This is a genomic window from Mycobacterium sp. (genome assembly GCF_035623875.1).
Lineage (GTDB): Bacteria > Actinomycetota > Actinomycetes > Mycobacteriales > Mycobacteriaceae > Mycobacterium.
In genome coordinates, this window is the sequence record NZ_DASPSP010000251.1 from 1 (window position 1) to 10,383 (window position 10,383).

Genomic DNA, 10,383 nt, shown 5'->3' on the forward strand with positions numbered 1-10,383 from the left:
CGATGGCGGGCCGTTTCGATGTGCACGCTCAGACGGTGGAGGACGAGGCCCGCAAGATGTGGGCATCGAGCCAAAACATCGCCGGTGCCGGCTGGAGTGGTACGGCCCAGATGACGTCTTATGACACCATGGGCCAGATGAATCAGGCGTTTCGCAACATCGTCAACATGCTGCACGGGGTGCGCGACGGTTTGATCCGCGATGCCAACAACTACGAGCAGCAAGAGCAGGCCTCGCAGCAAATCTTGAGCAGCTAGCCGGTCTGCAGGCGTAAACTTTCCCACGTCAGGAGGACAGATAAATGTCAATTAGCTACCAGTTCGGCGACGTCGACGCTCACGGCGCGTTGATTCGCGCCCAGGCTGCCTCGTTGGAGGCCGAGCACCAGTCCATCGTGCGCGATGTGCTGGCCGCCGGTGACTTCTGGGGCGGCTCGGGTTCGGTGGCCTGCCAGGAGTTCATCACCCAGTTGGGCCGCAACTTCCAGGTCATCTACGAACAAGCCAACCAGCACGGCCAAAAGGTGCAAACCGCCGGCAACAACATGAACTCCACCGACAGCGCCGTCGGCTCCAGCTGGGCCTAAAAGTCACCAATTGGCGCGGCAGCACACCGATCGGGGTGTGCTGCCGCGTCGTGCGGTAACCGAGCACGTCAAGATACGAGAGTAATGATGGATCAAACCACCCGGACCGATATCACAGTCAACGTCGAGGGTTTCTGGATGTTGCAGGCGTTGCTGGATATTCGCCACGTCGCACCCGAATTGCGTTGCCGGCCCTTCGTTTCCACCGATTCGATGGATTGGCTGAACGAGCATCCGGGCATGGCGATCATGCGCGAACAGGGCATCGTGACGGGCGAGACGGTCCACGAGTCGATCGCTGCCCGGATGCGGGTGTTGGCCGCGCCGGATCTCGAGGTCATCGCGCTGCTGTCCCGGGGCAAGCTGCTCTACGGCGTCAAGGAAAGAGAAGAAGGCGGCGAAGACGAGCCGGTGGGATCCCGCGAGATCCCGGACAACGAGTTCCGCGTGCTACTAGCCCGCCGTGGCACCCACTGGGTCTCGGCGGTGCGGGTCGGCGACGAGATCGCCGTCGACGATGTTTCGATCGCGGATACCGCCTCGATTGCGGCGCTGGTATTCGATGCGCTGGAATCGATCCACCACGCCGATCCCGCGGCGATCAACGCGGTCAACGTGCCACTGGAAGAGATGCTGGAGATCACGAAAGCGTGGCAGAGCTCCGGGTTCAACGTCTTCTCCGGCGGCGATCTGCGGCGACTCGGCATCAGCGCGGCGACGGTGGCCGCACTCGGGCAGGCGCTGTCAGATCCGGCGGCTGAGGCCGCGGTCTACGCCAGGCAGTACCGGGACGACGCCAAGGCGCCCAGCGCCTCAGTGCTGTCGCTGAAGGACGGATCGGGCGGCCGCATCGCGATGTATCAGCAAGCACGCACCGCCGGGTCAAACGAGGCTTGGCTAGCCATCTGCCCGGCCACCCCGCAGTTGGTCCAGGTCGGGATAAAGACGGTTTTAGAGACCCTTCCCTACGGCGAGTGGAAAACGCATAGCAGAGTTTAACTAATCGTTACGGGAATGCCGCACATACCAAGGATTTTCCGTGCAGCACTCAGTCATGGTGCGGATGCCGCGAAATACTCTAGAATCTGCTCAACAATTGGGACGCGACGTCGCAATTACAAATAACGAGGCAAGACGCATGGACCCAGAATTCGTCGACAGAGGGGTGGCACAATGACCGCAGTAGCCGAGGCGCTACAGCCTGGCGCAGAGGCAGTATCGGCGCCGCAGTCCGCCGTGGTTGGCATCATCGCCGGCGAGGGCGCGCAAATCGGCGTGCTGCTGGACGCCAACGCCCCGGTCTCGGTGATGATCGACCCGTTGCTCAAGGTCATCAACGTTCGACTGCGGGAGCTGGGTCTGCCGGCACTAGAAGCCAAGCAGCGCGGCAAGTGGGCACTGTGCCTGGTTGACGGCACGCCGCTGCGGGCCGCCCAGTCGCTGTCCGAGCAGGACATCTACGACGGCGATCGGCTGTGGCTGCGGTTCGTCGAAGACACTGAACACCGATCCCAGGTCATCGAGCACATTTCGACGGCCGTGTCGGTGAACCTGAGCAAGCGGTTCAGCCCAATCAACCCGACGGTGGCCATCCAGGTCGGTGCGGCGATGGTCGCGGCCGGGGTGCTGCTGGGTTCGGCGCTGCTCGGCTGGTTCCGCTGGCAGCACGACTCGTGGGTCCCGGCGCCCTACGCCGCGATTATCGCGGTGCTGGTGATCTCGGTGGCACTGCTGATCCTGGGCCGCGCCCAGAGCGTGCAAGACCGCCGCGCGGGCGACATCTTGCTCTGGAGCGGGCTGGCGCCACTTGCGGTGTCGGCGGCGGCGGTGCCTCCCGGTCCCGTCGGCGCGCCGCACGCCGTGATGGGTTTCGCGGTCGCCGGTGTTGGCGCGATGCTGGCGATGCGGTTCACCGGCCGTCGGCTGGGTACCGGCACTGCCATCGTCACCATCGCCCTGGCGGCCACGCTCGCGAGCCTGGCCCGGATGGCACTCGGTACCGGTGCGGTGACGCTGCTGACGTCTATACTGCTGGCCTGCGTGCTCGGCTACCACGGCGCGCCGGCGCTGTCCCGCTGGTTGTCCGGTATCCGGCTGCCGGTGTTCCCCTCTGCCACCAGCCGCTGGGTGTTCGAGGCCCGGCCTGATCTGCCGACCACCGTGGTGCACCCCGTTGGCGGCGGCCGTCCGACCTTGGAGGGCCCCGCGTCTGTCCAGGACGTCGTGCTGCGGGCCGAGCGGGCCCGGTCGTTCCTGACCGGATTGCTGGTCGGCCTTGGTGTGCTGACGATTGTGTCGCTGGCGGGCGTATCCGATCCGCGCGCCTCGCAACGGTGGCTGCCGCTGTTGCTGGCTGCCGCTACCGCCGGCTTCCTGATGCTGCGTGGTCGCTCCTACGTCGACCGTTGGCAGGCGATCATCCTGGCCGTGACCTCGGTCCTGATCGTCGCCGCGATCGTCGTCCGTTACACGCTCGTGTTGTCCTCGGCGGCAGCGGTTTCGGCAGGGGTGGCCATCCTGGTGCTGCTCCCTGCGGCGGGGCTGACGGCTGCGGCGGTAGTGCCTAACACCATCTACAGCCCGCTGTTCCGCAAGCTCGTGGAATGGGTCGAATACCTCTGCCTGATGCCCATCGTCCCGCTGGCATTGTGGATGATGAATGTCTATGCAGCGATTCGCTACCGGTAGCCGTCCACTGCGGCTGCTCCGCGCGGCCGCAGTGGCTGCCACGACGCTCATCGTCGCCTCGGTAGCGCTTTCCGGTTCGCCGGCTTACGCGATCGACCCCCCGGGGATCGACCCGGCCGCCGTGCCGCGGGACAGCCCGCCCGGCCCCGCACAGCCCATGAAGCAGAGTACGTACTGCACCGAGGTTGGGGTGTTGCCGGGCACCGACTTTCGGGTACAGCCGAAATACATGGACATGCTCGACCTGCCCGAAGCCTGGCGCTTCGGGCGCGGCGGCGGGGTGCGGGTCGCCGTCATCGACACCGGGGTGACCCCGCACCCGAGGCTGCCGCACCTGATTCCCGGCGGCGACTATGTGATGGCCGGCGGTGACGGACTGTCCGACTGCGACGCGCACGGCACGATCGTCGCCTCGATGATTGGCGGCGCCCCGGCCTCCGCTGAGGGCCCCGGGGCGCGGGGGCCGCGGCGACCGCCGCCGGTTCCGACCAGGGAACCACCGCCGCCGGCACCGCCGCCTCAGACGATCAGCGTGGCGCCGCCGCCTCCCCAGACAATCACGCTGGTCCCGGCGCCGCCGCCGTCATCCGAGGAGCAGGGACCACCGCCGCCATTCGGCGCTCCACCGGGACCGCCGGCAGCGCCCAAGGCGCCGGGGGCGGCTAACCGTGGTCACGGCAAGACGGTGCTCCCCGGTTATTCCCATGGCGGACAGGTGGTTTCGGTCGACTACCCGCGACCGGCCGCGCCGCCGCCGCTGGATCCTCCGCCGGCAGGTCCAGCGGATGCCTTCACCGGGATAGCCCCCGACGCCGAGCTGATCTCGATCCGGCAGTCCAGCCAGGCGTTCAGCCTCAAGGACGCATATACCGGTGACGAGGACCCGCAGACCCGGCAAAAGCGGGACAACATCTTCACCATGGCGCGGGCGATCGTGCACGCCGCCGACATGGGCGCGAAGGTCATCAACATCTCCCAGGTGATGTGCATGAGTGCGCGCAGCATCATCGACGCGCCTGACCTGGGCGCCGCGGTGCGTTACGCGGCGGTCGATAAAGATGCGGTCATCGTCGCCGCCGCGGGCGACACCAGCCAGCGCGACTGCAAGGAAAATCCGATCGCAGATCCGTTGCACCCCAAGGATTCCCGGGACTGGAATGGCGTGACCACGGTGGTAACTCCATCGTGGTTCAGCGACTATGTCCTGACCGTGGGCGCGGTGGATTCCTCCGGCACGCCGATGGACAAACTGAGCGTCGCCGGGCCGTGGGTGGGAATCGGGGCGCCCGGTACCGACGTCGTCGGGCTCTCACCACGAGATGACAGCCTGATCAACGCGATTGACGGTCCGGACAACTCCTTGCTGGTGCCGTCCGGCACCAGTTTCTCCACCGCGATCGTCTCTGGTGTCGCGGCCCTGGTGCGGGCGAAATACCCGCAACTGTCGGCGCACCAGGTCATCGACCGGTTGACTCGCACCGCCAGGGCACCCGCTCGCGGAGTGGACAACCAGATCGGCTACGGGGTCGTCGACCCGGTAGCCGCGCTGACCTGGGATGTACCCGAAGGATCCGTTCTGCCGAAAGGCTCAGGGTCACCGCTGAATATGCCTCCGGCGCCCACCCCGCGCAACATGACGCCGGTTTGGGTCGCTGCCGGCGGACTAGGCGGCGCGCTACTACTAGCCGGCATGCTGCTCGGTGGCGCGGTCCTGATGCGAAAGACAGGGAGACGGTCATGAAGGCACAACGCGAATACGGGCTGGCCCTGTCGTGGCCTCGGGTCACCGCGGTGTTTCTCATTGATGTTGCGCTACTGGTGATTGCGAGTCATTTACCTGAGGCGAGTCTTTTACCTGAGGCTTGGCAGGTCGATCACGCGCCCTTTCGGGTGGGTGTTGGTCTCGCGGTGATCGTGACGCTCGTTGCGCTGGTCACCAATGGGGGAGTTCCCATTGCGTCGGCGCCGATCGCCCGGATGCGAAATTGGTACGCCGATCCCGAGGCGCTGACCGTCGGCTGCACCCCTGCAATCGATCACCGCCGTCGCTTCAGCAAGGAAACGGTCGGGGTGCGTGAGTACGATGGCCAGCTGATCGGGGTGATCGCGGTCGAAGGTGTGGGCGAGGCGCCGTCAGGACGGCATCGCCATCGGGATCTGCTGCCGACAAGTATCCCGCTGGAAGCGGTCATCGAGGCGCTGCGCCAGTTCGATGTCCGCCTGGACAGTGTCGACATCGTGTCGGTGGGTACGCGCCAGGCCAGCAAGGGCGTCAAATCGGCGGTTCAAGACGATGCCCGAGGCCGACGGCCGCTCGAGGAGCGCAACACCTGGCTGGTACTGCGCATGGACCCGCTGCGCAACGTCCAGGCAGTGGCGGCCCGCGATTCCGTCGCCAGCACCCTGGCTGCGGCTACCGAGCGGCTGGCCCATGATCTCAGCGGGCAAAGTTGCTCGGCCCGGCCGCTGACCGCTGACGAGATCATCGACGTGGACGACGCCGTGTTGGCCGGGCTCCAACCAGCTCACATTAAGCCTTTCTGGCGCTACCTCAAGACTCCCGACGGGTACGTGACCAGCTTCTGGGTCTCGCCTTCCGACATCACCAGCGAGACGCTCGAGGAGCTCTGGCTCGCCGATGCCGACGTGAATGTGATGACGATCCGGCTCATCGCGGACGGTCGTGAAGCCGATGTGGCGGTCTGGGTGCGCTACCACAGCCACCAGCGACTGCGGAAAGAGACGTTCAGCGGGCTGAACCGGCTCACCGGCCGCCAGCTGGGCGCGGTAGCCGCGAGTCTTCCGGCGCCGTCATCGCGTCGGCCGCTGCCGATGCCGAGTCGCATACTCGGCGACGGCGAGGGCATCTTGGTTCCGATCGGTGCGGTAGCCCAGCAACAGGGTCACGCCGAAGCATTGCGATGACCCGGCCGCAGGCCGCCGCCGCAGATGCCCGCAACGCGATGGTTGCTGGCCTTCTGGCGTCCGGCATTTCGGTCAACGGGCTACAGCCCAGCCACAATCCGCAGGTGGCGCTGCAGATGTTCACGACGGCCACCCGGCTCGATCCGGACATGTGCGACGCGTGGCTGGCACGGGTTCTCGCCGGCGACCAGAGCATCGATGTGCTCACCGGCGCGTGGGAATCCGTCAAGACGTTCGGCTGGGAGATCCGCCGACTGAGCCTGTCCGAGTTGGAGTTTCGCCCCGAGGTCTCCGACGGGATGTTCCTGCGGCTGGCGGTCACCAGCATGGAGTCATTGGCTGCTGCCTACGCAGCCGCCCTCACCGAAACGAAACGATACGCCGAAGCCGCGGCGTTGCTTGATTCCACCGAGCCACGACACCCGTTCGACGAAGAGTTGCTTAAATACGTACGGGGGCTGCTGTATTTCCGCACCGGGCGCTGGCCCGACGTCCTCGTCCAGTTCCCTCCCGGGACCACGTGGCGCCACCCCGAACTGAAGGCCGCCGGGGCGGCGATGGCGACCACGGCGCTGGCCTCGTTGGGTGTTTTCGAGGAGGCGACGCGCCGCGCACAGGAGGCCATCGAGGGCGACCGCGTGCCTGGCGCGGCCAACGTCGCGATGTACACCCAGGGGATGTGCTTGCGGCATCTGGGCCGCGAAGAGGAAGCCGTCGAGGCGTTACGCCGAGTGTATTCACGCGATGCCAAGTTCACCCCGGCGCGCGAAGCGTTGGACAACCCCAACTATCGGCTGGTGCTGACCGACCCGGAAACCATCGAAGCCAGGACGGATCCATGGGATCCGGATAGCGCGCCCACCCGCGAACAGGCCGAGGCCGCTCGTCACGCCGAGATGGCCAAGAAGTATTTGGACGAAGGCGATGCCGAGCTCAATGCAATGCTCGGCATGGAGCAGGCCAAGCGGGAAATCAAGCTGATCAAATCGACGACCAAGGTGAATCTGGCGCGCGCCAAGATGGGCCTGCCGGTACCGGTGACATCGCGGCACACCTTGTTGCTGGGTCCTCCCGGCACGGGAAAGACGACCGTGGCGCGCGCATTCACCAAGCAGCTGTGCGGTTTGACTGTGCTGCGCAAACCGTTTGTGGTGGAGACCAGCCGCGCGAAGTTACTCGGCCGCTACATGGCCGATGCAGAAAAGAACACCGAGGAGATGCTCGAGGAGGCGCTGGGTGGGGCTGTCTTCTTCGACGAGATGCACAACCTGCATGAGAGCGGCTACTCCACGGGCGACGCCTACGGCAACGCGATCATCAACACCTTGCTGCTCTATATGGAGAACCACCGCGATGAGCTGGTGGTCTTCGGAGCCGGCTACGCCAAAGCGATGGACAAGATGCTGGAGGTCAACCAGGGCCTGCGACGCCGGTTTTCCACCGTCATCGAGTTCTACAGCTACAACCCGAAGGAGCTGATCGCGCTGACCCAGTTGATGGGCCGCGAGAACGAAGACGTGATCACCGATGAGGCGGTCGACGTGCTGCTACCGGCCTATACCAGGTTCTATGACGACGAGAACATCTCGAGCGAAGGCGACCTGATCCGCGGTATCGATGTGCTGGGAAATGCCGGGTTTGTGCGCAACGTTGTCGAAAAAGCCCGTGATCACCGCAGCTTCCGCCTCGACGACGAGGACCTCGACGCGGTGTTGTCGAGTGAGATCGACGAGTTCAGCGAGGACCAATTGCGCCGGTTCAAGGAGCTGACGCGCGACGATCTCGCCGAGGGTCTCAGCGCCGCCGTGGCGGAGAAGAAGACCGACTCCTGACAGTTCAGCCAGTTAACCCCTGAGGCCCGCGAATGGCATGGCCCGCCGCATCTGTAACGATCTCCAGCAATTTACCGATAATCCCCCGAGTGTTGCATTGACGGGCGTCGGTGCTACTGCCACGATGAAGTTACCAACACGTTACATGCACCTCGCTAGGTGAGGCGTCTGCACGGATATAGGCCACTGACCTCGAACGTCGAGAGACGCCCAGGGTCAGGACAGCTCTTCCCGGGTTAAGGGTTGAGCCCAAGTGGCTTCCGGCTCAGCCGGATACGCCGTGTGGTGCCAAAGCTCCGGCGAGAGGGGTGCCACCCGACGGTCCCGTCGGGCGACCTACCTCTCTTGGCGGCACTGGGGTGTCCTGGCCGTGAGGAGGTGAGGCCGAGACCGAGTTCCGCTGATAGTTCTGCGCAGAACTATCCGATAGCGATGGCCGTTTCGTTCCGATCCGGTCACGGCAGCGACTTCGCCAACTGAATCGGTTTGCGCCAAACCCTGTCTCCGCTTTCCGCGGCACATGGCCATGGCGCACCCCGCCAGCTGCACAGTGGCCGAGGCCCGTCTCCGGGTCGGACTTTTCATCAAGGAGAAGTCCATGTCATTTGTCACTACTCAGCCGGAAACGTTGTCCGCAGCGGCCGGCGACCTGCAGGGGGTTGGTGCGGATCTGGCCGCCGACAACTCGGCCGCAGCCGGGCCCACGACGACGGTGATGCCCGCCGCGGCCGACGAGGTGTCGGCGCTGACCGCGGCGCAGTTCACCGCGCACGCTCAGCTGTATCAAGCGGTCAGTGCTCAAGCCGAGGCGATTCACGAGATGTTCGTCTCGACCCTGAGCACCAGCGCCGGGTCCTACGCGGCCACCGAAGCCGCCAACACGGTCGCTGCGGGATAAGGGGGCTGCTGTGATGGATTTCGGGGCATTTCCACCAGAGTTCAACTCCGCTCGCATGTACGCCGGTCCCGGTTCGGGGCCGATGCTGGCAGCCGCGTCAGCGTGGGATGTGCTGGCGGCCGAGCTGGGTTCAGCCGCATCCGGCTATTCCTCGGTCGTCACCAGCCTGGCCGAAGGGTCCTGGCTGGGACCGGCGTCGGCATCGATGGCGGCCGCGGCCACACCGTACGTGGACTGGATGAGCACAACGGCAACCCAGGCTGAGGAAACGGCTTACCAGGCCAGGGCGGCCGCGGCGGCGTACGAGGCCGCGTTTGCGATGACGGTGCCACCAGCGGCCGTTGCGGCCAACCGCGCACAGCTGGCGGCGTTGGTGGCGACGAATATTGTGGGTCAGAACACGCCGGCGATCGCGGCCACCGAGGCTCTCTACGCCGAAATGTGGGCCCAGGATGCCACCGCGATGTACGGCTACGCCGGCTCCTCGGCGGCCGCCTCGACGGTGACGCCGTTCGGTCCGCCGCCGGAGACCACCAATGCGGCCGGGACGGCCAGCCAAGCCGGCACGGTTGCCCAAGCCACCGGCACGTCGTCCAGCGCGGGTGTGCAGTCGACGCTGTCGCAGGTGGTCTCGACCGTTCCCAACGCACTACAGGAACTCTCGTCACCGATGTCGGCGTCCGTGTCTGGGTTCAATCCGTTTGCGCCGGGTTCGAATCAGGCCACCACGGGCATCGCCGGGTTGTTGAACACGTTCAGCGGAACGACTGGCTCGGCTTTTGGTTCCTTCTTCAGCTCCGGTTTCTGGAACGGGCTTCTTTCGGGTAACTGGTTTAACCCGGCCAGCGTCAGCCCGGCCGTGACGAGCGCGCTCGCTGATATCGGGTTCTTGGCGGTGGCCGGTCAGGGCTTTGGCGGCCTCAATCCGGCTATGTTGACGGGGGCCACTCCGTCGGCGATGAGCGCAGCGGGATTGAGCCACGTCGGTTCGGCGATCGGGGCAGTCGGCTCGCCGGGCCTGGGTGAATCGGCGGTATCGGCCGGGATGGGCCGCGCGACCCTGGTCGGGGCGATGTCGGTGCCGCAGAGTTGGGCCGCAGCCACTCCCGGGGCCAGCGCCCCGCTTATGGCGTCGCCATCGGGCGGCTGGGCTTACGCCCCGGGCGCTGGTGTACAGGAGGCCGGGATGCCGGGGGTCCCCGGGATGCCTGGGATGCCGATGGCGGGCTCCGGCGGTCGCGGCTTCGGTTTTGCCGCGCCCCGCTATGGGTTCCGTCCCACCGTGGTGGCGCATCCACCGGCTGCCGGATAGCAGAAAGGAGCTACATCGTGATTTTCCAGCCCACCACGATCGGCGCGCGGCGCCGGAATTGGTGCCGAACTCGACGTGCATATCCATCGTGTCAAGAACCAGGTCCGCACGATATGGGTTGTCTGACTGCATGATGCACGAA

At 65.7% G+C, this 10,383-nt stretch carries 9 protein-coding genes and 1 riboswitch; all 9 genes read left to right on the forward strand.

Annotated elements, in window-relative coordinates; translation table 11 throughout:
- Window positions 1-2 precede the first annotated feature (2 nt).
- Window positions 3-257 carry a WXG100 family type VII secretion target gene (locus VEI45_RS20605; protein ID WP_324856383.1) on the forward strand — a complete coding sequence of 85 codons (255 nt, stop codon included), beginning with the start codon at window positions 3-5 and terminating at the stop codon, window positions 255-257.
- A gap of 44 nt (window positions 258-301) precedes the next feature.
- Window positions 302-586 (forward strand): WXG100 family type VII secretion target, encoded by a 285-nt coding sequence (locus VEI45_RS20610; RefSeq protein ID WP_324856384.1) that lies wholly within the window; start codon window positions 302-304, stop codon window positions 584-586.
- 84 nt (window positions 587-670) lie between these two features.
- Window positions 671-1,585, forward strand: a complete 915-nt coding sequence (locus VEI45_RS20615) for an ESX secretion-associated protein EspG (protein ID WP_324856385.1) — start codon at window positions 671-673, stop codon at window positions 1,583-1,585.
- A gap of 174 nt (window positions 1,586-1,759) precedes the next feature.
- Window positions 1,760-3,274 (forward strand): type VII secretion integral membrane protein EccD, encoded by a 1,515-nt coding sequence (eccD, locus tag VEI45_RS20620; protein ID WP_324856386.1) that lies wholly within the window; start codon window positions 1,760-1,762, stop codon window positions 3,272-3,274.
- Window positions 3,252-5,015: a type VII secretion-associated serine protease mycosin gene (mycP, locus tag VEI45_RS20625; RefSeq protein ID WP_324856387.1), complete on the forward strand. Its 1,764-nt coding sequence runs from the start codon at window positions 3,252-3,254 to the stop codon at window positions 5,013-5,015. Before eccD ends, mycP begins: the two co-directional genes overlap by 23 nt.
- Window positions 5,012-6,199 (forward strand): type VII secretion protein EccE, encoded by a 1,188-nt coding sequence (gene eccE, locus VEI45_RS20630; RefSeq protein ID WP_324856388.1) that lies wholly within the window; start codon window positions 5,012-5,014, stop codon window positions 6,197-6,199. Before mycP ends, eccE begins: the two co-directional genes overlap by 4 nt.
- Window positions 6,196-8,031, forward strand: coding sequence for a type VII secretion AAA-ATPase EccA (gene eccA, locus VEI45_RS20635; RefSeq protein WP_324856389.1), 1,836 nt, complete (start codon window positions 6,196-6,198; stop codon window positions 8,029-8,031). The genes eccE and eccA overlap by 4 nt, the downstream gene beginning before the upstream one ends.
- Before the next feature lie 144 nt (window positions 8,032-8,175).
- Window positions 8,176-8,346: riboswitch (M-box (ykoK) riboswitch) on the forward strand.
- Window positions 8,347-8,629: 283 nt separating this feature from the next.
- Entirely contained in the window at window positions 8,630-8,929 is a 300-nt protein-coding gene (locus VEI45_RS20640) for a PE family protein (RefSeq protein WP_324856390.1), read from the forward strand.
- Between the two features lie 13 nt (window positions 8,930-8,942).
- On the forward strand, window positions 8,943-10,241 hold the full coding sequence (locus VEI45_RS20645) for a PPE family protein (protein WP_324856391.1): 1,299 nt from the start codon (window positions 8,943-8,945) through the stop codon (window positions 10,239-10,241).
- Window positions 10,242-10,383 lie beyond the last annotated feature (142 nt).

Coding starts and splice junctions, on each gene's coding strand:
- VEI45_RS20605 (WP_324856383.1), top strand. CDS start 3: ATGGCGGGCCGTTTCGATGTGCACGCTCAGACGGTGGAGGACGAGGCC.
- VEI45_RS20610 (WP_324856384.1), top strand. CDS start 302: ATGTCAATTAGCTACCAGTTCGGCGACGTCGACGCTCACGGCGCGTTG.
- VEI45_RS20615 (WP_324856385.1), top strand. CDS start 671: ATGATGGATCAAACCACCCGGACCGATATCACAGTCAACGTCGAGGGT.
- eccD (WP_324856386.1), top strand. CDS start 1,760: ATGACCGCAGTAGCCGAGGCGCTACAGCCTGGCGCAGAGGCAGTATCG.
- mycP (WP_324856387.1), top strand. CDS start 3,252: ATGCAGCGATTCGCTACCGGTAGCCGTCCACTGCGGCTGCTCCGCGCG.
- eccE (WP_324856388.1), top strand. CDS start 5,012: ATGAAGGCACAACGCGAATACGGGCTGGCCCTGTCGTGGCCTCGGGTC.
- eccA (WP_324856389.1), top strand. CDS start 6,196: ATGACCCGGCCGCAGGCCGCCGCCGCAGATGCCCGCAACGCGATGGTT.
- VEI45_RS20640 (WP_324856390.1), top strand. CDS start 8,630: ATGTCATTTGTCACTACTCAGCCGGAAACGTTGTCCGCAGCGGCCGGC.
- VEI45_RS20645 (WP_324856391.1), top strand. CDS start 8,943: ATGGATTTCGGGGCATTTCCACCAGAGTTCAACTCCGCTCGCATGTAC.